The organism is Pseudomonas sp. AOB-7, from assembly GCF_003696305.1.
Taxonomy (GTDB): Bacteria; Pseudomonadota; Gammaproteobacteria; order Pseudomonadales; family Pseudomonadaceae; genus Aquipseudomonas.
Map to the genome: position 1 here is coordinate 25,692 of NZ_RFFK01000013.1, position 23,665 is coordinate 49,356.

19 protein-coding genes are annotated in these 23,665 nt (G+C 65.3%); 2 read left to right on the forward strand and 17 right to left on the reverse strand.

What is annotated here, in order from left to right; all coding sequences use genetic code 11:
- Window positions 1-134: 134 nt before the first annotated feature.
- The 17 genes from dnaE to rpsB all read right to left on the reverse strand — a co-directional run bounded on the left by dnaE (window position 135) and on the right by rpsB (window position 19,813).
- On the reverse strand, window positions 135-3,665 hold the full coding sequence (gene dnaE, locus EA796_RS19525; RefSeq protein ID WP_122109809.1) for a DNA polymerase III subunit alpha: 3,531 nt from the start codon (window positions 3,663-3,665) through the stop codon (window positions 135-137).
- Window positions 3,666-3,735: 70 nt separating this feature from the next.
- Complete coding sequence (locus EA796_RS19530) at window positions 3,736-5,193, reverse strand: sodium:alanine symporter family protein (protein ID WP_122109810.1); 1,458 nt, start codon at window positions 5,191-5,193, stop codon at window positions 3,736-3,738.
- 190 nt (window positions 5,194-5,383) lie between these two features.
- On the reverse strand, window positions 5,384-5,980 hold the full coding sequence (rnhB, locus tag EA796_RS19535; RefSeq protein WP_122109811.1) for a ribonuclease HII: 597 nt from the start codon (window positions 5,978-5,980) through the stop codon (window positions 5,384-5,386).
- Complete coding sequence (gene lpxB / locus EA796_RS19540; RefSeq protein WP_122109812.1) at window positions 5,980-7,110, reverse strand: lipid-A-disaccharide synthase; 1,131 nt, start codon at window positions 7,108-7,110, stop codon at window positions 5,980-5,982. The genes rnhB and lpxB overlap by 1 nt, the downstream gene beginning before the upstream one ends.
- Entirely contained in the window at window positions 7,110-7,886 is a 777-nt protein-coding gene (lpxA, locus tag EA796_RS19545; RefSeq protein WP_021444643.1) for an acyl-ACP--UDP-N-acetylglucosamine O-acyltransferase, read from the reverse strand. The genes lpxB and lpxA overlap by 1 nt, the downstream gene beginning before the upstream one ends.
- Window positions 7,883-8,323, reverse strand: coding sequence for a 3-hydroxyacyl-ACP dehydratase FabZ (gene fabZ / locus EA796_RS19550; protein WP_021444642.1), 441 nt, complete (start codon window positions 8,321-8,323; stop codon window positions 7,883-7,885). The genes lpxA and fabZ overlap by 4 nt, the downstream gene beginning before the upstream one ends.
- Window positions 8,324-8,369: 46 nt before the next feature.
- Window positions 8,370-9,428: a UDP-3-O-(3-hydroxymyristoyl)glucosamine N-acyltransferase gene (lpxD, locus tag EA796_RS19555; RefSeq protein WP_371921481.1), complete on the reverse strand. Its 1,059-nt coding sequence runs from the start codon at window positions 9,426-9,428 to the stop codon at window positions 8,370-8,372.
- 2 nt (window positions 9,429-9,430) lie between these two features.
- On the reverse strand, window positions 9,431-9,934 hold the full coding sequence (locus tag EA796_RS19560) for an OmpH family outer membrane protein (protein WP_021444640.1): 504 nt from the start codon (window positions 9,932-9,934) through the stop codon (window positions 9,431-9,433).
- 43 nt (window positions 9,935-9,977) lie between these two features.
- The gene (gene bamA, locus EA796_RS19565) at window positions 9,978-12,374 is read right to left on the reverse strand and encodes an outer membrane protein assembly factor BamA (protein ID WP_122109814.1); all 2,397 of its coding nucleotides are present in this window, start codon (window positions 12,372-12,374) and stop codon (window positions 9,978-9,980) included.
- Between the two features lie 89 nt (window positions 12,375-12,463).
- Complete coding sequence (rseP, locus tag EA796_RS19570) at window positions 12,464-13,816, reverse strand: sigma E protease regulator RseP (protein WP_122109815.1); 1,353 nt, start codon at window positions 13,814-13,816, stop codon at window positions 12,464-12,466.
- A 17-nt stretch (window positions 13,817-13,833) separates the two neighbouring features.
- Window positions 13,834-15,018 carry a 1-deoxy-D-xylulose-5-phosphate reductoisomerase gene (gene ispC, locus EA796_RS19575; protein WP_122109816.1) on the reverse strand — a complete coding sequence of 395 codons (1,185 nt, stop codon included), beginning with the start codon at window positions 15,016-15,018 and terminating at the stop codon, window positions 13,834-13,836.
- Complete coding sequence (locus tag EA796_RS19580) at window positions 15,015-15,830, reverse strand: phosphatidate cytidylyltransferase (protein WP_122109817.1); 816 nt, start codon at window positions 15,828-15,830, stop codon at window positions 15,015-15,017. Before EA796_RS19580 ends, ispC begins: the two co-directional genes overlap by 4 nt.
- Window positions 15,830-16,576: a polyprenyl diphosphate synthase gene (gene uppS, locus EA796_RS19585; protein WP_021444635.1), complete on the reverse strand. Its 747-nt coding sequence runs from the start codon at window positions 16,574-16,576 to the stop codon at window positions 15,830-15,832. The genes EA796_RS19580 and uppS overlap by 1 nt, the downstream gene beginning before the upstream one ends.
- A 16-nt stretch (window positions 16,577-16,592) precedes the next feature.
- Entirely contained in the window at window positions 16,593-17,150 is a 558-nt protein-coding gene (gene frr, locus EA796_RS19590) for a ribosome recycling factor (protein WP_021444634.1), read from the reverse strand.
- Window positions 17,147-17,890, reverse strand: a complete 744-nt coding sequence (gene pyrH / locus EA796_RS19595; RefSeq protein ID WP_021444633.1) for a UMP kinase — start codon at window positions 17,888-17,890, stop codon at window positions 17,147-17,149. Before pyrH ends, frr begins: the two co-directional genes overlap by 4 nt.
- A gap of 186 nt (window positions 17,891-18,076) precedes the next feature.
- Entirely contained in the window at window positions 18,077-18,940 is an 864-nt protein-coding gene (tsf, locus tag EA796_RS19600; protein ID WP_031303281.1) for a translation elongation factor Ts, read from the reverse strand.
- A 129-nt stretch (window positions 18,941-19,069) separates the two neighbouring features.
- Complete coding sequence (rpsB, locus tag EA796_RS19605) at window positions 19,070-19,813, reverse strand: 30S ribosomal protein S2 (protein WP_021444631.1); 744 nt, start codon at window positions 19,811-19,813, stop codon at window positions 19,070-19,072.
- Between the two features lie 281 nt (window positions 19,814-20,094).
- Between rpsB and map the strand changes: the two genes are divergently transcribed.
- The gene (map, locus tag EA796_RS19610) at window positions 20,095-20,877 is read left to right on the forward strand and encodes a type I methionyl aminopeptidase (RefSeq protein ID WP_021444630.1); all 783 of its coding nucleotides are present in this window, start codon (window positions 20,095-20,097) and stop codon (window positions 20,875-20,877) included.
- A gap of 78 nt (window positions 20,878-20,955) precedes the next feature.
- The gene (locus EA796_RS19615) at window positions 20,956-23,649 is read left to right on the forward strand and encodes a [protein-PII] uridylyltransferase (protein WP_122109818.1); all 2,694 of its coding nucleotides are present in this window, start codon (window positions 20,956-20,958) and stop codon (window positions 23,647-23,649) included.
- Window positions 23,650-23,665 lie beyond the last annotated feature (16 nt).

Consider the following 23,665-nt stretch of genomic DNA (forward strand, 5'->3'; position numbering starts at 1 on the left):
TCATCCGTCTTGCGTCGACGGCCAAGTGGCCGGGGAGCTGTATCCATTAGGCGCCCTACCTTAAGGGATAGGGCGCAGCGGGTCGACACCCGCAGGTGCCAATGCCAACACAAAGGGAAATTTCCCCTCTCGCGTCAGCGGTAGTGCAAAAAGACGTTGTCGCGCCCGAACTGGTCACGCAATGCCTGAATCAATGTGTCGGCCGGGTCGATGCGCCAGGCGTCGCCAAACTGAAGCAAGGCGCGTGCCTCCTCGCCGCTGTAGTCCAGGGTCACCGGGCAGGCGCCCTTGTGCTTGCCGCACAACTCGGCCAGCCAGCGCAGGCGATCGCCTTTCAGCGCCTCGCCGGCGACCTTCAGGCGCAGGCTGTCGGCCAGGCCGGTGCGCGCCTCCTCCAGGCTCATCACGCGCTTGGCGCGCAGACGCAGGCCGCCGGAGAAATCGTCGTTGCTCACCTCGCCCTCGACCACCACCAGCGCATCGTTCTGCAGCAGCGCCTGGTTGCTGGCGAAGGCATCGGCGAACAGCGAGGCCTCGATCCGCCCGGAGCGGTCGTCGAGGGTGATAAAGCCCATCTTGTCGCCCTTCTTGTTCTTCATTACCCGCAGGTTGACGATCATCCCGGCGATGGTCTGGGTATCGCGCGCCGGCTTGAGCTCGACGATGCGCTGGCGGGCGAAGCGGCGGATCTCGCCTTCGTATTCGTCGATGGGGTGGCCGGACAGGTAGATGCCCAACGTGTCCTTTTCGCCTTTCAGACGTTCCTTGATCGGCAGCTCGCGGGCCTTGCGGTGGTTGGCGTAGACGTCCGCCTCAGGCTCGGCGAACAGGCCGCCGAACAGGTCCATATGGCCGCTCTCGGCGCTGCGCGCGGTCTGCTCGGCGGACTGCACGGCCTCTTCCATGGATGCCAGCAACACCGCGCGGTTCTTGTCGACGCTGGCCTGGTAGGCCTTGAGCTCGTCCTGGTAGTAGGGCCCCAGGCGATCCAGCGCGCCGCTGCGGATCAGCGCTTCGAGGGTGCGCTTATTGATGCGCTTGAGGTCGACGCGGTTGCAGAAGTCGAACAGGTCTTTGAATGGCCCACCCTCGGCGCGGCATTCGACTATGGCCTCCACCGGCCCCTCGCCCACGCCCTTGACCGCGCCGAGGCCGTAGACGATACGGCCGTCGTCATTGACGGTGAACTTGAACTCGGAGACGTTGACGTCCGGCGGATCGATGCGCAACTTCATGTTGCGGCACTCTTCCACCAGGATCACCACCTTGTCGGTGTTGTGCATATCCGCCGACAGCACCGCGGCCATGAACGGCGCCGGGTAATGCGCCTTGAGCCAGGCAGTCTGGTAGGACACCAGGCCGTAGGCGGCGGAGTGCGACTTGTTGAAGCCGTAACCGGCGAATTTTTCCACCAGGTCGAAGATGTTGCCGGCCAGGTCGGCATCGATGCCGTTGTTGGCACAGCCCTCGATGAAGCCGCCGCGCTGCTTGGCCATCTCCTCGGGCTTCTTCTTGCCCATGGCGCGGCGCAGCATGTCCGCACCGCCGAGGGTGTAACCGGCCATCACCTGGGCGATCTGCATCACCTGTTCCTGGTACAGGATGACGCCGTAGGTGGGCTTGAGCACCGGCTCCAGACCGGCGTACTGGTAATCCGGGTGCGGGTAGGACAGCTCGGCGCGGCCGTGCTTGCGGTTGATGAAGTCGTCCACCATGCCGGACTGCAGCGGGCCGGGGCGGAACAGCGCCACCAGGGCGATCATGTCTTCCAGGCAGTCGGGCTTGAGCTTCTTGATCAGCTCCTTCATGCCGCGCGATTCGAGCTGGAAGACCGCGGTGGTCTCCGCCTTCTGCAGCATGTCGTAGGTCTTCTTGTCATCCAGCGGGATGAAGTCGATGTTGACCAGCTCCTCGTCCTCGGCGCCGTCGCGCTTCTGGATGCGGTGGATGGTTTCCATCGCCCACTTGATGATGGTCAGGGTACGCAGGCCGAGGAAGTCGAACTTGACCAGGCCGGCCTGCTCGACGTCGTCCTTGTCGAACTGGGTCACCAGGCCGCCGCCCTCCTCGTCGCAGGCGATCGGCGAGAAGTCGGTGAGCTTGGTCGGTGCGATCACCACGCCGCCGGCGTGCTTGCCGGTGCCGCGCACCACGCCTTCGAGCTTGAGCGACATGTCCCAGATTTCCCGGGCGTCTTCGTCGTTCTTGAGGAAGTCGCGCAGCGGCTCCTCCATCTCGTAGGCCTTCTCCAGGGTCATGCCCACTTCGAAGGGAATCATCTTCGACAGGCGATCGGCCAGGCCGTAGGACTTGCCCTGGGCGCGCGCCACGTCGCGCACCACCGCCTTGGCCGCCATCGAGCCGAAGGTGATGATCTGGCTCACCGCGTTGCGCCCGTACTTGTCGGCGACGTAGTCGATCACCCGGTCGCGGCCGTCCATGCAGAAGTCGACGTCGAAGTCGGGCATGGATACCCGCTCGGGGTTGAGGAAGCGCTCGAACAGCAGGTCGTAGGCCAAGGGATCGAGGTCGGTGATCTTCAGCACGTAGGCCACCAGCGAACCGGCACCCGACCCCCGGCCCGGGCCGACCGGCACGCCGTTGCTCTTGGCCCACTGGATGAAGTCCATCACGATCAGGAAGTAACCGGGGAAGCCCATCTGGATGATGATATCCAGCTCGAAATTGAGGCGGTCGATATAGACCTGCTTCTTCGCCTGGTAATCCGGCGTGTCCTTGGGCAGCAGCACCTCCAGGCGCTCTTCCAGGCCCTCGAAGGAGGCATGCCGCAGGTAGTCGTCGATGCCCATGCCATTAGGCGTGGGGAAGTCGGGGAGGAAGTACTTGCCCAGCTGCACCTCGATGTTGCAGCGCTTGGCGATCTCCACGCTGTTCTCCAGCGCCTCGGGCAGGTCGGAGAACAGCTCGCACATCTCCGCCGGCGTTTTCAGGTACTGCTGGTCGGAATAGTTGCGCGGCCGGCGCGGGTCATCCAGGGAACGGCCCTCGCCGATGCACACGCGGGTCTCGTGGGCCTCGAAGTCGTCCTGCTTGATAAAGCGCACGTCGTTGGTCGCCACCAGCGGCGCCTCGACGCGGTCGGCCAGGGCCACCGCGGCGTGCAGGTACTCCTCGTCGCCGACCCGGCTGGTGCGCTGCACCTCCAGGTAGAAGCGCTCGGGAAACACCGCCATCCACTCGCGCAGGCGCGCTTCGGCAGCGGCCTCATCGCCGGCCAGCAGGGCCTGGCCGACCTCGCCCTCGCGCGCACCGGACAGGGCGATCAGACCCTCGGCGGCCTCCTTGACCCAGTCGCGCTGGATGATCACCAGGTCGTTGCTCTGCCCTTCGGCCCAGCCGCGCGAGACCAGCTCGGTGAGGTTGCGATAGCCCTTGGCGTTCATCGCCAGCAGGGTCAGGCGCGACAGCGGGCCGTCCTCGTCGGCGCTGGCCAACCAGATGTCGGCGCCGCAGATCGGCTTGATGCCGGCGCCCATGGCGGTCTTGTAGAACTTCACCAGTGCGCACATGTTGCTCATGTCGGTGACCGCCACCGCCGGCATGCCGGCCCCGGCCACCGCCTTGATCAGCGGTTTGACCCGCACCAGGCCGTCGACCAGGGAGTATTCGGTGTGCAGACGCAGGTGGACGAAATTGGGGCTCATGGCGGTCCTGTGCTGAAGACGAAAACAACAAGGCCCGGATTGTACCGGGCCTTGGCTTTTAGGGCAGCGTCTATGCGCTGCGTTTGTCCCAGATGCCCGGCTCCAGCCTGGCCTGGATATCCGGATGGCGGCTGGCGTCGAAGGTCGGCAGCTGGCCGCGCTTGCGCTGCTCGTTGTAGTCGCGCGCCAGACGGATGGCCAGGCCGGAGAGCAGGAGGATGGCGATCAGGTTGGTGATCGCCATCAGGCCCATGGAGACGTCGGCGAGGTTCCAGACGAACGGCAGCGAGGCCAGCGCGCCGAACATCACCATGGCCAGTACCAGCAGGCGGAACAGCAGCAGGCCGCTGGCGTGGTTGTGCTCGAGGAACACCAGGCAACTCTCGGCGTAGCTGTAGTTGGCGACGATGGAGGTGAAGGCGAAGAACAGGATGATCAGCGCCAGGAAATACTGGCCCCAGCCGCCGACCTGGCTGGTCAGCGCGTTCTGCACCAGGCCGATGCCCTCGCCCGCCTGCGGCCCGGCCAGCAGGATGATCGCCGCCGAGGCGGTGCAGATCAGGATGGTGTCGATGAACACCCCGGCCATCTGCACGTAACCCTGCGACGCCGGATGCGGCGGATAGGGGGTGGCGGCTGCGGCGACGTTGGGCGCCGAGCCCATACCCGCCTCGTTGGAGAACAGGCCGCGCTTGACGCCGTTCATGATCGCCGCGCCGATGCCGCCGGCGGCGGCCTCGTGCAGGCCGAAGGCGCTCTTGACGATCAGGACCAAGATGCCCGGCAGCTGATCCAGGTTGAGCAGGATCAGCACCAGCGCCAGCAGCAGGTAGGCCGCCGCCATGAACGGCACCGCCAGTTCGGAGAACCGCGCGATCGAGCGCAGGCCGCCGAAGATGATCAGGCCGGTGAGCAGCACCAGCAGCGCGCCTATGGCCAGCGCAGCGACCTGCACCGGGCTGCCGGCGATGCTCAGCGTACCCCAGTCCAGGCCGAAGGCGCCGATCAGCGCGCCGCTGATGGTATTGGCCTGCACCGAATTGAAGACGAAACCGAAGGCGATGATCAGAAAGATCGAGAACAGCACGCCCATCCAGCGTGCGCCCAGGCCGCGCTCCATGTAGTAGGCCGGGCCGCCGCGGAACTGGCCCCTGGCGTCGCGGGTCTTGAACAGCTGGGCCAGGGTCGCCTCGACGAACGCGTTGGCCATGCCGACCAGGGCGATCATCCACATCCAGAAGATCGCCCCCGGCCCGCCCAGGGTGATGGCCACTGCCACGCCCGCCACGTTGCCGGTACCGACCCGCGCCGCCAGCGAGGTGCACAGCGCCTGGAACGAGGAGATCCCGGCGGCATCGCTCTGCCGGCTGCCGCGCAGCACGCTGAAGATATGGCCGAAATGGCGGAACTGAATCAGCCCCAGGCGCGCGGTGAAATACAGGCCGCAGCCCACCAGCAGCCAGATCAGCACCTTGCCCCAGATGAGGCCGTTGAGTAGGTCGACGACCTGATTGGCCATGTCGTGCATCATCACTCCCCTGCCGCCGCCGGCGGCTTCTACGTTGGCCCGGGATCGCCGGGGCGGATAGCGGGTCGAGGCCCGTCGGGATACTGCGCAGAGTCTAGCCTGCGCAAAGGGGCGGCACTTTGGGGGATCGCGGTTTTCATGGCTTGCGCTGAGGCGACCAATGCAGTCGGTCAGGCGACAAGGCGCGACCTCAGCGCTCCAGCAGCTCGCGTACCGGGGCGAAGGAGCGCCGATGGATCGGCGTCGGTCCGAGGCGGCGCAGCGCTTCGAGGTGGGTGGGCGTCGGATAGCCCTTGTGCCCGGCGATGCCGTAGCCGGGATAGAGACGATCCATCTCGACCATCTCGCGGTCGCGGCTGACCTTGGCCAGAATGGACGCGGCGGCGATGGCCGGCACCTTGGCGTCGCCGCCGACCACTGGCGCGCTGGGTACCGCCAGCTTGGGGCAGCGGTTGCCGTCGATCAGCGCCAGCTTCGGCGTCACGCCGAGCCCGGCAACCGCGCGCTGCATGGCCAGCATGGTCGCGTGGAGGATATTCAGGCGGTCGATCTCCTCCACCTCGGCGCGGGCAATGCACCAGGCCAGGGCCTTCTCGCGAATCTCGTCGAACAGCCTGTCGCGGCGCGCCTCGGACAGCTTCTTGGAGTCGTTGAGGCCCTGGATCGGCCGCGCCGGATCGAGGATCACCGCGGCGGTGACCACCGCGCCGCACAGCGGACCGCGGCCGACCTCATCGACCCCGGCCACCAGGTCCTCGACCAGGGCAAAGTCCAATCCCAGCTGCATCAGCGACCGACCAGCTTGAGCACGGCCTCGGCCGCCTGCGCCGAGGCGTCGCGGCGCAGGGCGCGGTGGATCACGTCGAAACCTTCGGTCTGCACCTCGCCGCCGTCGATCAGCGGCGCCAGCGATTGCGCCAGGGCATCGGCGCTGGCCGCGTCCTGGATCAGCTCCGGCACCAGCAGGCGCTCGGCCAGCAGGTTGGGCAGGGAAATGTACGGACTCTTCACCAGGCGTTTGAGAATGCGGTAGGTCAGCGGCGCCACGCGATAGGCCACCACCATCGGCCGCTTGTACAGCAGCGCTTCCAGGGTCGCGGTGCCGGAGGCGATCAGCACCGCGTCGCAGGCGGCCAGGGCCTCGTGCGAGCGGCCGTCTAGCAGGGTCAGCGGCAGGTCGCGGCTGGCCAGCATCTGCTCCAGTTGCGCGCGGCGTTCCGGCGTGGCGCAGGGCAGCAGGAAGCGGATGCCGGGGCGCAGCGCGCGCAGGCGAATCGCCGCATCGAGGAACAGCTCGCCGAGGCGCGCGACTTCCCCGCCGCGGCTGCCCGGCATCAACGCCACCACTGGCTCGTCCTGCGGCAGGTCCAGCGCCTCGCGCGCCGCGGCGCGGTCGGCCTGCGGCGGGATGGCGTCGGCCAGCGGGTGACCGACGAAGCGCACCGGCACCTGATGAGCGTCGTAGAACTGCGCCTCGAAGGGGAACAGCGTCAGCATCAGGTCGCAGGCGTCGCGAATCTTCAGCACGCGTTTCTGCCGCCAGGCCCAGACTGAGGGGCTGACGTAGTGCACGGTCTTGATCCCGGCGCGGCGCAGCTTGAGCTCCAGGCCCAGGTTGAAATCCGGCGCATCGATGCCGATGAACACATCCGGCTTGGCGGCGATCAGCTCGCGCGCCAGCTGACGACGGCGGCCGAGCAGCTCGAACAGGCGGCCGAGCACCTCGACCAGGCCCATCACCGCCAGGCGTTCCATGGGGAAGGAGGATTGCAGCCCCTCGGCCTCCATCCGCGCGCCGCCGACGCCGATGAACTCGGCATCCGGGTGCCTGGCCTTGAGCGCCTGCATCAGCCCGGCGCCGAGGATGTCGCCGGACGCCTCGCCGGCGACCAGCGCTATACGCAACGGCCTGCTCATCAGCGGGTGATGCCGCGGGTGGACGCCTGGATGGAGTCGCGAAATACCGCGACTTCCGGGAACTGCGCAGACAGCTCGGCCAACTCGACCAGCGCCTGCTCGACGGTCATGCCCTGGCGATAGACCAGTTTGTAGGCCTTGCGCAGGGCGGCGATGGCATCACTGGAGAAGCCGCGGCGGCGCATGCCCTCGAAGTTCATGCTGCGCGCCTCGGCCGGGTTGCCGAACACGGTGACGTAGGCCGGCACATCCTTGCCGATGGCGGTGCCCATGCCGGAGAAGCTGTGCGCGCCAATGCGGCAGAACTGATGCACCAGGGTGTAACCGGAGAGGATCGCCCAGTCGTCGACCCAGACATGCCCGGCCAGCGCGGTGTTGTTGACCAGGATGCAGTGGTTGCCGATCACGCTGTCGTGGCCGATATGGGCGTAGGCCATGATCAGGTTGTGATCACCCAGGGTGGTCTCGCCGCGATCCTGCACAGTGCCGCGGTGAATGGTGACGCCCTCGCGAATGACGTTGTGGTCGCCGATCACCAGGCGGGTCGGTTCGCCCTTGTACTTCAGATCGGGGGTGTCCTCGCCTACCGAGGAAAACTGGTAGATGCGATTGTGCTTGCCGATCACGGTCGGCCCCTTGAGGATCACATGGGGGCCGATCACCGAACCCTCGCCGATTTCCACATCGGGTCCAATGATCGACCAGGGGCCGACCTGAACGCCATCCGCCAGCTTCGCCGACGGATCGATAATGGCGCGAGGGTCAATCAAACTCATAGTTTGCGTTCCGCACAGATGATTTCGGCCGAGCAGACTTCCTTGCCATCGACGCTGGCGCGGCACTCGAACTTCCAGATGCTGCGGCGATCGCTCAGGTACTTGGCTTCCAGCACCAGCTGGTCGCCCGGCAGCACCGGCGAGCGGAAACGCAGTTTGTCCGAGCCGACGAAATAGTAGAGGGTGCCATCGGCCGGCTTCACGCCCATCATCTTGAAGCCGAGGATACCGGCGGCCTGGGCCATCGCCTCGATGATCAGCACGCCCGGCATGATCGGGTGTTCGGGGAAGTGACCGTTGAAGAACGGCTCGTTGATGCTGACATTCTTATAGGCGCGAATGCACTTGCCCTCGACGTCCAGGTCCACCACACGATCCACCAGAAGGAAGGGATAGCGGTGCGGCAAGTATTCACGAATTTCGTTGATGTCCATCATGTCCGGATAAGCCTGTAAGAAAAAAGAGGAGCGCGGCCTGGCCGGCTCAGGCATCAGATGAGGCGTTCGCGCTCGGGGTCACGGCAGCCAGCTGTTTTTCCAGCTCGCGCAGGCGCTTGGCCATATCGTCCAGCTGACGAATGCGCGCCGCGCTCTTCTTCCATTCCGCCGCCGGCTGCATCGCGGTGCCTGAAGAATAGGCGCCCGGCTCGGTAATGGAACGGGTGACCATGGTCATGCCGGTGACGAACACGTTGTCGCACACCTCGATATGCCCGACCATGCCGACGCCGCCGGCGATCATGCAGTTGCGACCGATCTTGGTGCTGCCGGAAATCCCCACGCAGCCGGCCATGGCGGTGTTGTCGCCGATCTGCACGTTGTGCGCGATCATGATCTGGTTATCCAGCTTGACCCCGTTGCCGATCAGGGTGTCGGACAGCGCGCCGCGGTCGACCGTGGTGTTGGCGCCGATCTCGACGTCGTCGCCGATGCTCACCCCGCCGATCTGCGCGATCTTCTGCCACACGCCCTTCTCGTTGGCGAAACCGAAGCCCTCGCCACCGATCACCGCGCCGGACTGGATCACCACGCGCTTGCCGATGCGCACGTCGTGGTACAGGGTCACCCGCGGCGCCAGCCAGCCGCCCTCGCCGATCACCGAACGGGCGCCGACGACGCAGTGCGCGCCGATGCTGACACCGGCGCCAATCTGCGCGCCGGCCTCGATCACCGCATAGGCACCAACGCTGGCAGTCGGATCGATCTGGGCATCCGCCGCCACCAAGGCAGTCGCATGTACGCCGGCCGCGGCCTGCGGCTTGCGGTCGAACAGGTGCGAGAGCTGGGCATAGGCCAGATAGGGGTTGGCGACGATCAGCGCGTCACCGGCGTAGCCCTCGGCATCGGCGGCGGTGAGCAGCAGCGCGCCGGCGCGGGTCTGCGCCAGGTACTTGCGGTACTGGGCATTGGCCAGGAAGCTCAACTGCTCGGGCCCGGCCTCCTGCAAGGTGGCCAGGCCCGCGATGAGCTTGCCTTCGGCGCCGCGCAGGGTGGCGCCCAGGCGCTCGGCCAGCTGGCCGAGAGTAAAGACTACTGCCGTCATGATCAGCGCAGCTGGTTCATGCGCTCGATGACCTGGCGGGTGATGTCGAACTGGGGTTTGACATCGATCACCGCGCCGCGCTCGAGCACCAGGTCGAAGTTACCCTTCTTGATCACCTCTTCCACCGCCTTGTCCAGGTTCGGCTTGAGCTTGGCCAGCATCTCGCGGTCGGCGATGGCCTTGGCTTCGTTCAGCTCCTTGGACTGGAACTGGAAGTCGCGGGCCTTCTGCTTGAATTCGAGCTCGAGACGCTCGCGCTCGGCCTGCTGCATCTTCTCGCCTTCCTTGACCATGCGGTCCTGGATGCGCTTGGCGTCGCTTTCCAGGGTCTTGAGCTTGTTCAGCTGCGGACCGAACTTCTTCTCGGCATCGACCGCGTAGCGCTTGGCCGCGTCGGACTCGAGCAGGGCCATCTGATAGTTCAGCACGGCCACCTTCATCTCGGCGAACGCCGGAGTGGCGATCAGGGCGGCGGTGAACAGAACCAGTTGAGTCAACTTACGCACAATGCACTCCTGCAACAAAACTGTTGGCTTTCGGTGAATAGGTTTAGAAGGTCTGGCCCAGGGAGAACTGGAACACCTGGGTATCGGCATCATCGGGCTTCATCACCGGCATGGCCAGGCTGAAGCTCAGGGGGCCCAGCGCGGTGATCCAGGTCAGGCCGACGCCCACGGAGCTGGCCATATTGCCGAAGTCGATATCGCAGCTGTCGCTCAAGCGCTTCTGGCTGGACGTGCAGTTGGTGTCGAAGACGTTGCCCACGTCCCAGAACAGCGCGGTGCGCAGCGAGCGCTGGTCCTTGACGAAAGGCATGGGGAACAGCAGCTCGACGCCGCCCTGCACCAGCACGTTGCCGCCGAACGGCAGCGCATCCTGATCCGGATCGGTCACCCGTCCTCTGGAGTCCACCTGATTGAAGATCAGGTTACCGTTTGCGTCGCGAACTGCGCTAGGTGTGCTGCGCGGACCCAAACTGCTGTCCTCGAAACCGCGCACCGAGTTGAAACCGCCGGCGTAGTAGTGCTCGTAGAACGGCAACTCAGACGTAGAGCCGTAGCTGTCGCCATAGCCCAGCTGGGTATGGAAGCGCATGGTGTAGTTGTCGGACAGCGGGGTAAAGATCTGGCCGCGGTAGTCGAGCTTGTAGAACGACAGGTCGCTGCCCGGCAGGGTGGTTTCCAGCACCAGGCTCTGCGAATGGCCACGGTTGGCCAGTACGCCACGGTTCAGGGTCGATTCGGACCAGCCGATGGAACCCTTGAAGTTCAGATAACGATCGCCTTCCTGCTCGATGAAGTCGAAGATCTCGTCGACGGTGTAGAGGCCGGTGTCGATGCTATCCTGCTGCGCGGTCAGGCCGTAGGTCAGGCGTGAGGTCTCGCTGATCGGATAGCCGATGCTGAGGCCGGCGCCGAGGCTGTCGACCGAGTAGCTGGAGACGTCGACGTCGAGTTCGTCGTAGTCGGTGGTGCGGTAGAAGGCGTTGTAGCCCAGGCTGACGCCGTCCACCGTCCAGTAGGGGTCGACGAAGCCGAAGCTGTAGCGGGTCTGGTATTCGCTGCGGGTCAGGCCGACGCTGACCTTGTTACCGGTACCGAGGAAGTTGTTCTGGCTGATCGAGCCGCCGAGGATCAGACCGGCGTTCTGAGCGAAGCCGACGCTGGCGGTGATGGAACCGGACGGCTGCTCCTCGACGCTGTAGTTGACGTCGATTTGGTCGTCGGTGCCCGGCACCTGCGGGGTCTCGACGTTGACTTCCTTGAAGAAGCCCAGGCGCTCGAGACGGGTCTTGGACTGGTCGATCAGGTAGGTCGAGGCCCAGCCACCTTCCATCTGGCGCATTTCACGGCGCAGCACTTCGTCCTCGGACTTGGTGTTGCCGCGGAAGTTGATGCGGTTGACGTAGGCGCGCTTGCCCGGGTCGACGAAGAAGGTGATCGAGACGGTGTTGTCCTCGTCGTGCGCTTCCGGCACGCCGTTGACGTTGGCGAAGGTGTAGCCCTCGTTGCCCAGGCGGCGGGTGATCAGCTCGCTGGTGGTGGTCATCACCTTGCGCGAGAAGACCTGCCCTTCCTTGACCAGCAGCAGCGCGCGCACGTCCTCTTCCGGCACCTTGAGGTCGCCGGACAGCTTCACTTCGCGCACGCTGTACTTCTCGCCCTCGTCGACGTTGACGGTGATGTAGACGTGCTTCTTGTCCGGGGTGATGGACACCTGGGTGGAGCTGATGTCCATGTTGATGTAGCCGCGGTCCAGGTAGTAGGAGCGCAGGCGTTCGAGGTCGCCGGACAGCTTCTCGCGGGCGTACTTGTCGTCGTTCTTGAAGAACGACAGCCAGTTGGTGGTCTTCAGTTCGAACAGGTCGACCAGGTCCTCGTCGGAGAACACGGTGTTGCCGACCACGTTGATGTGCTGGATGGCGGCGACCGTGCCTTCGTTGATGGTGATCTTCAGCGCCACGCGGTTGCGCGGCTGGGGAATCACTTCGGCTTCGATCTCGGCCGAGTAGCGGCCCTGGGCCACGTACTGGCGCTGCAGCTCGTTGCGCACGCCTTCGAGGGTGGCGCGCTGGAAGATTTCGCCCTCGGCCAGACCCGACTGGTTCAGGCCCTTGAGCAGGTCTTCGGTGGTGATGGCCTTGTTGCCCTCGATCTCGATGCCGGAGATGGAGGGGCGCTCGACCACGGTGATGACCAGCACGTCGCCATCGCGACCGAGCTGGATGTCCTGGAAGAAACCAGTCTTGAACAGGGAGCGGGTGGCATCGACCAGCTGGCGGTCATCGACCTGTTCGCCGACGTTCAGCGGCAGTGCGCCGAACACGCTGCCGGCGGAAACCCGCTGCAGGCCATTGACGCGAATATCGGAGATGGTGAAGGACTCGGCGTGAACTTCGGCGATCATCAATGCGGACAGTACCGCAGGTAGCAGCAGACGTTTCATGAAGTCCTTTCTTATTCCAACTGACGATAAAAATCTGTCACCCAAGGCGACACTTTTTTGCAAGTACCGAGAGCGTATTTCAACGATGCTTACAGACGGCTCAGGTCGTTGACCAAGGCCAGCAGCATCACGCCGATGACCAGACTGATGCCGATCTGCATCCCCCACCCCTGAACCCGCTCGGACAAGGGACGACCACGCACCCACTCGACCAGGTAAAACAGCAGATGCCCACCGTCCAGCACGGGGATGGGCAGCAGATTGAGAACCCCCAGGCTAATGCTCAGATATGCAAGGAATTTCAGGAAATCCCCGAGCCCTGACTCAGCCGAAGCGCCCGCCACTTTAGCAATGGTTATCGGCCCGCTCAAGTTTTTTACCGAGAGCTCCCCGAACAGCATTTTCTTCAGCGAATCGAGGGTCAACAGGCTCATCGCCCAGGTCTGCCGCAGCCCTTCGACCACCCCTTCGAGCGGCCCGTAACGCACTTCGCGAAGCATCTCCGGCGGCCATTCGACGCCCGCCACACCGGCACCCAGATAACCGCTGCGCGCCTCGCCCTCGCCGCGCGCGGCCAGGGTCAGCTCGACATCCAGCGCCTGCCCGGCACGCTCGATGCGCAGCCTGACCGTCTCGCCCGGCAGGGCGCGCACGCGGTCGACCAGTTGCTGCCAATCGGCCAAGGGCTGCTCGTCGAGCGCCAGCAGACGGTCGCCAGGCTGCAACCCGGCCGCCTGCGCCGGCCCCTTGGGATCGAGTTCGGCGAGCACCGGCTCCAGCGCCGGGCGCCAGGGGCGAATGCCCAGCGAGCCGATCGGGTCCGGCTCGTCGACACCGCGCAGCCAGTTGTCCAGCTGCAGCTGCTTGGGCGACTCGGCGGTGGAACCGGGCTCGAGCACGCGCAGGTCGAGACTGCCGCTTTCGCCCAGACGGCGCACCAGCTGCAGATTGACCGCCGCCCAGCCGCTGGTGGGCTTGCCGTCGACCGCGACGATTTCCTGGCCGGCCTGCAGACCGGCCGCCGCCGCCAGGCTGCCCTCCTGCACCGCGCCGATCACCGGGCGCACCTGCTGGCTGCCGAGCATGGCGACGAACCAGAAGAACAGCAGCGCCAGGAGGAAGTTGGCCAACGGACCGGCCGCGACTATGGCGATGCGCTGGCGCACGCTCTTGCGATTGAAGGATTGTTCGAGCAGCGCCGGCGGCACGTCGCCCTCGCGCTCGTCGAGCATCTTGACGTAGCCGCCCAGGGGAATGGCGGCGATGACGAACTCGGTGCCTTGGCGGTCGTGCCAGCGCATCAATGGCGTACCGAAGCCCACGGAGAAGCGCAGTACCTTGACCCCGCAACGCCGCGCCACCCAGAAGTGCCCGTACTCGTGAAAAGTCACTAGCACACCCAGGGCGATCAGGGTGCCGACCAACATATACAGCCCGCTCATCTATTCTCTCCGGCCCGTCAACGACGGGCGAGCCACTCGGCCGCCAGCGCGCGCGCGCGCCGATCGACCTCGAACACCGCATCGAGCGCTTCGACCGCCTGCACCGACTGCGCGTTCAACACCGCTTCAATCATACGCGCGATATCGCTGAAGCGAATGCGTCGCTGCAGGAATGCCTCGACCGCCACTTCGTTGAGCGCATTGAGCATGGCCGGCGCGCTGCCGCCGGCCTGCGCCGCCTCGCGGGCCAGGCGCAGGCAGGGGAACCGCTGCGCATCGGGGCGCTCGAAATCCAGGCGACCGACGGCGAACAGATCCAGCGGCGCCACTCCCGAGTCGATCCGCTCGGGCCAGGCCAAGGCATGGGCGATCGGCGTGCGCATGTCGGGGTTGCCCAGCTGGGCCAGCACCGAGCCGTCGACGTAATCGACCAGCGAATGGATCACGCTCTGCCGGTGGATCACCACCTCAACCTGCTCGGGCCGCGCATCGAACAGCCAGCAGGCCTCGATCAGCTCCAGGCCCTTGTTCATCATGCTCGCCGAGTCGACCGAGATCTTGCGCCCCATCGACCAGTTGGGATGGGCGCAGGCCTGTTCCGGGGTGACGCGCTCCAGCTCGGCCAGCGGCGTTTCGCGAAACGGCCCGCCGGAGGCGGTGAGCAGGATGCGCCGCACGCCGACCGGCTGCAGGCCGCGCGCATAGTCGCCGGGCAGGCACTGGAAGATGGCGTTGTGTTCGCTGTCGATGGGCAGCAGGGTGGCGCCACTCTCGCGCACCGCCTGCATAAACAGGGCGCCGGACATCACCAGCGCCTCCTTGTTGGCCAGCAGCACCTTCTTGCCCGCGCGCACCGCGGCCAGGGTCGGCTTAAGCCCGGCGGCGCCGACGATGGCGGCCATCACGCAATCGACCTCGGCAGCGGCGGCCACGGCACACAAGCCCTCCTCGCCCACCAGCACCTCGGTCGCCAGGCCGGCGCCGCGCAGACTGCTCTGCAGCTCGTGCGCGGCGCTAGTATCGGGCACCACCGCATAATCCGGGCGATGCAGCAGGCACAGGGCCTGCAGCTCGGCCAGACGGGAAAAGCCGCTCAGGGCGAAGACTTGGTAACGCTCGGGATGGCGGGCGATCACGTCCAGGGTGCTGAGACCGATGGAGCCGGTCGCGCCCAGCACGGTGATCCGCTGCGGCGCACTCACAGCGAACCCCAACCCGCCAGCCAGAGCAGCGCGGCGAACAGCGGAATGGCTGCGGTCAGACTGTCGATGCGATCCAGCACGCCGCCGTGACCGGGCAACAGGTTGCTGCTGTCCTTGATCCCGGACTGACGCTTGAACATGCTCTCGGTCAGGTCGCCGACCACCGAGAGCAGCACCACCAGCGCCGCACCGGCCAGCGCCAGCAGCAGGCCGCCAGCGCTCCAGCCCTGTTGCAGGCCTACCGCCAGGGTGATCAGCAGGCTGGCGGCGAGGCCGCCGTACAGCCCTTCCCAGCTCTTGCCGGGGCTGACGCTGGGCGCCAGCTTGCGCTTGCCGAAGGTCTTGCCGGCGAAATAGGCGCCGATATCCGCGCCCCACACCAGCACCATCACCGCGATGATCAGGCCATTGGCCTGCGGCCACTGCTTGAGCAGCACCAGGCCCTGCCAGGCGGGTAGCAGAATCAGCAAGCCGATCAGCAGCTTGCCGGGCCAACCGCCCCAGTAACGGCTGCTGGCGGGGTAGCCCAGCACCAGCAGAGTGGCCAGCACCCACCAGAGCAGGGCCGCGGCCAGCAGCCAGGGCGCCAGCGCCGGAGTCAGGTACAGGCCGTAAAGCAGCGCCGCGACCAGCGCGGCATAGGCGATGCGCAAAGGCTGCGCGGCGAACCCGGCCAGACGCGCCCACTCCCAGCCGCCAAGCACGACCACCGCACCGATAAACAGCGCGAATGCCGCCCCGTCGAGCAGGAAAAACCCGCCCAGGGCGATGGGCAGCAGCACCAACGCGGTGATGATTCGCTGTTTCAACATTAAGAACGCGCCTCGGCTTCCACCTGCTCGCTGGTCTTGCCGAAGCGACGCTGGCGGGTAGCGAAATCGGCCAGCGCCTTGCGCATGGCCTCGTGCTTGAAATCCGGCCAGTACAGGTCGGAGAAGTACAGTTCGCTGTATGCCAACTGCCAGAGCAGGAAGTTGCTGATGCGGTGCTCGCCGCCGGTGCGGATACACAGGTCCGGCAGCGGCAGGTCGCCGGTGGCCAGGCAGGTCTGGAGCAGCCCGGGGGTGATGTCCTCCGGCTGCAGGTGACCGGCCTGTACCTCGCGCGCCAGGCGCTGGGCAGCCTGGGCGATGTCCCACTGGCCGCCGTAGTTGGCGGCGATCTGCAGGGTGAAGCGGCGGTTGCCGGCGGTCAGCGCCTCGGCCTCGCGCATGGCGGCCTGCAGCTCGGGATGAAAGCGCGAACGATCACCGATGATGCGCAGGCCGATGTCGTTGTCCAGCAGCTTCTTCGCCTCGCGGCGCAGCGCACCGAGGAACAGCTCCATCAGCGCGCCGACCTCCTCGGCCGGGCGCTGCCAGTTCTCGCTGGAGAAGGCGAACAGGGTCAGCACCTCGACCCCGGCCTCGGCACACACCTCGATCACCGCGCGCACCGCGTCGACCCCGGCCTTGTGCCCGGCCACTCCCGGCAACAGGCGCTTCTTGGCCCAACGGTTGTTGCCATCCATGATGATGGCGACGTGCCGCGGCACCGCGCCCAGCTTGCTCTTGTCCATGTGGGTGTCCTGACCGTCAGACGGCCATCAAGTCCGCTTCCTTGGCCTCCAGGGCCTTGTCCACGTCGCCGACGAACTTGTCGGTGAGCTTCTGCAACTCGTCGGCGGCACGACGCTCTTCGTCTTCGCTGATTTCCTTGGCCTTGGCCAGCTTCTTCAGCTCGGCCAGGGCGTCGCGGCGCACATTGCGCACGGCGACCTTGGCGTCCTCGGCGACGCCGCGGGCCTGCTTGGTGTAACCCTTGCGGGTTTCCTCGGTCAGCGCCGGCATCGGCACGCGGATGGTAGTGCCGGCGCTGCTCGGGTTCAGGCCCAGGTCGGAAGTCAGGATGGCCTTCTCGATGGCGGCGCCGAGGCTCTTGTCGTGCGCGACGATCTTCAGGGTACGGGCGTCCTCGACGGTGATCGCGGCCACCTGGTTCAGCGGCATGTCGCTGCCCCAGGCCGGCACCTTGATGCTGTCCAGGATGCTCGGGTGAGCACGGCCGGTACGGATGGAGGCCAGATTGCGATCCAGCGCCTCCAGGGACTTACCCATGCGTTCCTGGGCGTCTTTCTTGATGTCGTTGATCATTGTGCATCCTCCTCGATCAGGGTTCCTTCGGCGCCGCCGACCACTACGTTGAGCAGGGCGCCCGGCTTGTTCATGTTGAAGACCCGCAGCGGCATCTTGTGGTCGCGGCACAGACAGATGGCGGTCAGGTCCATCACGCCCAGCTTGCGATCGAGCACCTCGTCATAGGTCAGGCGCTCGAACTTCTCGGCATGCGGGTCCTTGAACGGGTCGGCAGTGTACACGCCATCGACCTTGGTCGCTTTCAGTACCACGTCGGCATCGATCTCGATGGCGCGCAGACAGGCGGCGGAATCGGTGGTGAAGAACGGGTTGCCGGTGCCGGCGGCGAAGATCACCACCTCGCCGGTCTTCAGGTGGCGCATGGCCTTGCGCCGATCGTAATGATCGGTGACGCCGACCATGGAGATCGCCGACATGACGATGGCGGGGATGTTCGAGCGCTCCAGGGCGTCGCGCATGGCCAGGGCGTTCATCACCGTGGCCAGCATGCCCATGTGGTCGCCGGTGACCCGATCCATGCCGGCGGCCGACAGGGCGGCGCCGCGGAACAGGTTGCCGCCGCCGATCACCAGGCCAACCTGCACGCCGATCCCCACCAGCTGCCCCACTTCCAGGGCCATGCGGTCGAGCACCTTGGGGTCGATGCCGAAATCTTCCGAGCCCATCAGGGCCTCGCCGCTGAGTTTGAGCAGAATGCGTTTGTAGCGAGGTTGGCGACCACTCGTCTGCTGAGCCATTGCAAGTCTCTCCTGCGGCGATATGAATGCTGTGGCGATGCCTGAGCATCGCAATTATCCGGCACTTCGACAGCGCCGACGACCGTTGGTTGAAACGGCCGCTGTTGCATTTGTCACCCCCCATTCGGCAAAGAGGCTGCACGCGCAAGCGGGCAGCCTCTCTGGGGCAACTGGTCGAACCGCCGATTACTGCTTGCTGGCAGCAACCTGGGCAGCGACTTCGGCAGCGAAGTCGGTTTCGGCCTTCTCGATGCCTTCGCCCACTTCGTAACGCACGAAGGAAACGACTTCGGCACCAGCCTTCTTCACCAGGTCACCGACCTTGACTTCCGGATCCATGATGAAGGCTTGCTCGACCAGGCTGGCCTCGGCGAGGAACTTGGCGATACGGCCTTTGACCATGTTCTCGACGATGTTTTCCGGCTTGCCGGCGATCTTCTCGGCGTTCAGCTGCAGGAAGATTTCCTTTTCCTTGGCCACCAGCTCGTCGGACACCTGGTCCGGGGTGACCACGGCCGGGTTGCTCGCCGCGACGTGCATGGCGACGTGCTTGGCCAGCTCGTCGTTGCCGCCCTTGAGGACGACCAGCACGCCGATGCGGTGGCCGTGCAGGTAGGCACCGACGGTTTCGCCGGAAACGGCGGTCAGACGACGGATGTTGACGTTCTCGCCGCACTTGGCCACCAGGGCCTCACGAGCGGACTCGCGGGAAGCGATCAGCGGAGCGGCTTCGGTCAGGTTCTTCTCGAAGGCTTCGTCGATGCTTTCCTTGACGAAAGCCTTGAAGTCATCCTGCAGAGCCAGGAAGTCGGTCTGCGAGTTGACTTCGATGATCAGGCCACGGCCGCCTTCGACGCGCACGGCGATGGAGCCTTCGGCGGCGATGTTGCCGGCCTTCTTGGCAGCCTTGATGGCACCGGAAGCGCGCATGTCGTCAATCGCCTTCTCGATGTCGCCACCGGCGGCAACCAGGGCCTTCTTGCATTCCATCATGCCTTGGCCGGTACGCTCGCGCAGTTCTTTAACCAGGGCTGCAGTAACTTCTGCCATCTTGAAAATCCTCTCGGTAGGTCTTCAACCATTCGCCCGATGAGTGGGCGATCAAATCTGTGAGTGGCAAAAAGGGGGCCTAGCCCCCTTCTTGCACAGCGCATAACGCTAACTGCTTGGCGTTACCGCTTAGCCTTCGGCGGCTTCGGCAGCCGGGGCTTCTTCGACGAACTCGTCGGTGCCGCCGCCAGCGTTGCTGCGACCACGGATCACGGCGTCGGCCATGGCACCCATGTACAGCTGGATGGCGCGGATGGCGTCGTCGTTACCCGGGATGATGTAGTCAACGCCTTCCGGGCTGCTGTTGGTATCGACGATGCCGATGACCGGGATACCCAGCTTGTTGGCTTCGGTGATGGCGATGCGCTCGTGGTCGACGTCGATCACGAACAGCGCGTCCGGCAGGCCGCCCATGTCCTTGATACCGCCCAGGCTGCGATCCAGTTTCTCCAGATCGCGGGTGCGCATCAGGGCTTCTTTCTTGGTCAGCTTGGCGAAGGTGCCGTCCTGGGACTGGGTTTCCAGCTCGCGCAGGCGCTTGATCGAAGCACGGATGGTCTTGTAGTTGGTCAGCATGCCGCCCAACCAGCGGTGATCGACGAAGGGCGAACCGCAACGAGCGGCTTCTTCGCGAACGATCTTGCCAGCGGAACGCTTGGTGCCGACGAACAGGATCTTGTTCTTGCCAGCGGCCAGCTTCTCAACGAACGACAGGGCGTCGTTGAACATCGGCAGGGTTTTTTCGAGGTTGATGATGTGAATCTTGTTACGCGCACCGAAAATGTACTTGCCCATTTTCGGGTTCCAGTAACGGGTCTGGTGGCCGAAGTGCACACCGGCCTTCAGCATATCGCGCATATTGACTTGGGACATGATAGTTCCTTGATAAGTCGGGTTAGGCCTCCACGTATCCCAGCTTCCAACCCTTGCGGGCACCCAGGAAACCGTGTCGATACGTGTGTGGGTTTAGGCTTTCGGGCATGCCGCCCGTAAAGCGGCGCGTTTTATACCACAGAAAGCAGCCGCAAGCTACCAGCCTCAGGCAGCAAATGACGCCAGGCGCCCCTCCGCCACCCACTTGCAGCGGCCTTTGGGGCTTGCGCCTCCTAGCTGCTAAGATACTCCCCTTTTCCGTTCGCGCCCGAGAGCTTCATATGACCGTCACCATCAAATCCCCCGACGAAATCGAGAAAATGCGCGTGGCCGGCCGCCTGGCCGCCGAGGTGCTGGAGATGATCGGCGAGTACGTCAAGCCCGGGGTTACCACCGACGAGCTGGATCGCATCTGCCACGACTATATAGTCAATGTGCAGCAGGCCATCCCCGCCCCGCTCAACTACAAGGGCTTCCCCAAGTCGATCTGCACTTCGATCAACCACGTGGTGTGCCACGGCATCCCCAACGACAAGCCGCTGAAAGATGGCGACGTGCTGAACATCGACGTCACCGTGATCAAGAACGGCTACCACGGCGACACCAGCAAGATGTTCATGGTCGGCAAGGTTGCCGAGTGGGCCGAGCGTCTGGCCAAGGTCACCCAGGAATGCATGTATAAAGGCATCGAACTGGTCAAGCCGGGCACCCGCCTGGGCGATATCGGCGAGGTGATCCAGAAGCACGCGGAGAAGAACGGTTTTTCCGTGGTGCGCGAGTACTGCGGCCACGGCATCGGCGCGGTGTTCCACGAGGAGCCGCAGGTGCTGCACTACGGCCGCGCCGGCACCGGCATGGAGCTCAAGGAAGGCATGACCTTCACCATCGAGCCGATGATCAACCAGGGCCGCCCGGAAACCCGCCTGCTCGGCGACGGCTGGACCGCCATCACCAAGGACCGCAAGCTGTCGGCGCAGTGGGAACACACCGTGCTGGTCACCGCCGGTGGCTACGAGATCCTCACCCTGCGCAGCGACGACACCCTGCCGCGCACCTCGGCCTGAGCCAGGGTGCGCCGTGCGCACCAAAAACCGCACGGTGCGCCCGGCGCACCCTACGCACCTTTAGAGGAAGGCAATTGCATGCCGCAGATGGACCCCGAACTGTTTGACCGCGGTCAGTTCCAGGCCGAGCTGGCGCTCAAGTCCAGCCCCATCGCCGCGTTCAAGAAGGCCATCCGCCATGCCCGCGAGGTGCTCGACGCCCGCTTCCAGGGCGGCCGCGACATCCGCCGCCTGGTCGAGGACCGCGCCTGGTTCGTCGACCAGATACTGCAGGAAGCCTGGAAGCGCTTCGCCTGGAGCGAGGACGCCGACATCGCCCTGCTCGCCGTCGGCGGCTACGGCCGCGGCGAACTGCACCCCTATTCCGACATCGACCTGCTGATCCTGCTCGACAGCAGCGATCACGAGATCTTCCGCGAGCCGATCGAGGGCTTTCTCACCCTGCTCTGGGACATCGGCCTGGAAGTCGGCCAGAGCGTGCGTTCGGTCGACGAGTGCGCCGAGGAGGCGCGCGCCGATCTGACGGTGATCACCAATCTGATGGAAAGCCGCACCATCGCCGGCCCCGAGCACCTGCGCCAGCGCATGCAGGCGGTGACCAGCAGCGAGCGGATGTGGCCGAGCAAGCACTTCTTCCTGGCCAAGCGCGAGGAACGCAAGGCGCGCCACGCCAAGTACAACGACACCGAGTACAACCTCGAACCCAACGTCAAGGGCTCGCCGGGCGGCCTGCGCGACATCCAGACCGTGCTCTGGGTGGCGCGCCGCCAGTTCGACACGCTGAATCTGCACGCCATGGTCGGCCAGGGCTTTCTGCTGGAGAGCGAATACGCCCTGCTCTCCTCCAGCCAGGAGTTCCTGTGGAAGGTGCGCTACGCCCTGCACATGCTCGCCGGGCGCGCCGAAGACCGCCTGCTGTTCGATTACCAGGGGCGCATCGCCGCGCTGTTCGGCTACCAGGACGGCGACGGCAAGCGCAGCATCGAGCACTTCATGCAGAAGTACTACCGCGTGGTGATGGGCATCTCCGAGCTGTCGGACCTGATCAACCAGCACTTCGAGGAAGTCATCCTGCGCGCCGGCGAGAGCGGCCCGGCCACCCCGCTGAACAGCCGCTTCCAGGTGCGCGACGGCTACATCGAGGTGACCCACCCGAACGTCTTCAAGCGCACCCCCTTCGCCATCCTCGAAGTCTTCGTGCTGATGGCCCAGCACCCGGAGATCAAGGGCGTGCGCGCCGACAGCATCCGCCTGCTGCGCGACAGCCGCCACCTGATCGACGACGAGTTCCGCAAGGACATCCGCAACACCAGCCTGTTCATCGAGCTGTTCAAGTGCCGCGAGGGCATCCACCGCAACCTGCGGCGGATGAACCGCTACGGCATCCTCGGCCGCTACCTGCCGGAGTTCGGCCACATAGTCGGACAGATGCAGCACGATCTGTTCCACATCTATACGGTCGATGCGCACACCCTCAACCTGATCAAGCACCTGCGCAAGTTCCGCTGGCCGGAGCTGGCGGAGAAATTCCCGCTGGCCAGCAAGCTGATCGACAAGTTGCCCAAGCCCGAGCTGATCTACCTCGCCGGCCTCTACCACGACATCGGCAAGGGCCGCGGCGGCGACCACTCGGAACTCGGCGCGGTGGATGCCGAGGCCTTCGCCCGCCGCCACAATCTGCCGGCCTGGGACAGCGCGCTGATCGTCTGGCTGGTGCAGCACCATCTGGTGATGTCCACCACCGCGCAGCGCAAGGACCTCTCCGACCCACAGGTGATCCACGACTTCGCCCAGTTCGTCGGCGACCAGACCCACCTCGACTACCTCTACGTGCTGACCGTGGCCGATATCAACGCCACCAACCCCAGCCTGTGGAACTCCTGGCGCGCCAGCCTGCTGCGCCAGCTCTACACCGAGACTAAGCGCGCCCTGCGCCGCGGCCTGGAGAACCCGGTGGACCGCGAGGAACAGATTCGCCAGACGCAGAGCGCGGCGCTGGACACCCTGGTGCGCGGCGGTACCGACCCGGACGACGCCGAGCAGCTGTGGAGCCAGCTCGGCGACGACTACTTCCTGCGCCATACCGCCAGCGACGTGGCCTGGCACACCGAAGCCATCCTCCAGCACCCGGCCGACGCCGGTCCGCTGGTGCTGATCAAGGAAACCACCCAGCGCGAGTTCGAGGGCGGCACGCAGATCTTCATCTACGCGCCGGACCAGCACGATTTCTTCGCCGTGACCGTGGCCGCGATGAGCCAGCTCAACCTGAACATCCACGATGCGCGGATCATCACCTCGACCAGCCAGTTCACCCTCGACACCTACGTGGTGCTGGACGCCGATGGCGGCTCGATCGGCGACAATCCCGCACGCATCCAGCAGATACGCCAGGGCCTGATCGAGGCGCTGAAGAACCCGGACGACTACCCGACCATCATCCAGCGCCGCGTGCCGCGCCAGCTCAAGCACTTCGCCTTCGCCCCGCAGGTGACCATCCACAACGACGCGCAACGCCCGGTGACCGTGCTCGAACTGACTGCGCCGGATCGCCCCGGCCTGCTGGCGCGCATCGGCCGGATCTTCCTCGAGTTCGACCTGTCGCTGCAGAACGCCAAGATCGCCACCCTCGGCGAACGGGTCGAGGACGTGTTCTTCGTCACCGACGCCAATAACCAGCCGCTGTCCGATCCCGAGCTCTGCGCACGCCTGCAGGAAACCATCGTCCGCCGCCTGTCCGAGCCCAGCGTCCAGCCCACGCAATTTTCCATCTGATTTTCCGGAAGCCCCG

Coding starts and splice junctions, on each gene's coding strand:
- frr (WP_021444634.1), bottom strand. CDS start 17,150: ATGATCAACGACATCAAGAAAGACGCCCAGGAACGCATGGGTAAGTCC.
- rpsB (WP_021444631.1), bottom strand. CDS start 19,813: ATGTCCCAAGTCAATATGCGCGATATGCTGAAGGCCGGTGTGCACTTC.
- lpxD (WP_371921481.1), bottom strand. CDS start 9,428: ATGACGGCAGTAGTCTTTACTCTCGGCCAGCTGGCCGAGCGCCTGGGC.
- EA796_RS19615 (WP_122109818.1), top strand. CDS start 20,956: ATGCCGCAGATGGACCCCGAACTGTTTGACCGCGGTCAGTTCCAGGCC.
- fabZ (WP_021444642.1), bottom strand. CDS start 8,323: ATGATGGACATCAACGAAATTCGTGAATACTTGCCGCACCGCTATCCC.
- rnhB (WP_122109811.1), bottom strand. CDS start 5,980: ATGCAGCTGGGATTGGACTTTGCCCTGGTCGAGGACCTGGTGGCCGGG.
- lpxA (WP_021444643.1), bottom strand. CDS start 7,886: ATGAGTTTGATTGACCCTCGCGCCATTATCGATCCGTCGGCGAAGCTG.
- pyrH (WP_021444633.1), bottom strand. CDS start 17,890: ATGGCTCAGCAGACGAGTGGTCGCCAACCTCGCTACAAACGCATTCTG.
- dnaE (WP_122109809.1), bottom strand. CDS start 3,665: ATGAGCCCCAATTTCGTCCACCTGCGTCTGCACACCGAATACTCCCTG.
- EA796_RS19530 (WP_122109810.1), bottom strand. CDS start 5,193: ATGCACGACATGGCCAATCAGGTCGTCGACCTACTCAACGGCCTCATC.
- rseP (WP_122109815.1), bottom strand. CDS start 13,816: ATGAGCGGGCTGTATATGTTGGTCGGCACCCTGATCGCCCTGGGTGTG.
- bamA (WP_122109814.1), bottom strand. CDS start 12,374: ATGAAACGTCTGCTGCTACCTGCGGTACTGTCCGCATTGATGATCGCC.
- lpxB (WP_122109812.1), bottom strand. CDS start 7,110: ATGAGCAGGCCGTTGCGTATAGCGCTGGTCGCCGGCGAGGCGTCCGGC.
- map (WP_021444630.1), top strand. CDS start 20,095: ATGACCGTCACCATCAAATCCCCCGACGAAATCGAGAAAATGCGCGTG.
- tsf (WP_031303281.1), bottom strand. CDS start 18,940: ATGGCAGAAGTTACTGCAGCCCTGGTTAAAGAACTGCGCGAGCGTACC.
- uppS (WP_021444635.1), bottom strand. CDS start 16,576: ATGGACAAGAGCAAGCTGGGCGCGGTGCCGCGGCACGTCGCCATCATC.
- EA796_RS19580 (WP_122109817.1), bottom strand. CDS start 15,830: ATGTTGAAACAGCGAATCATCACCGCGTTGGTGCTGCTGCCCATCGCC.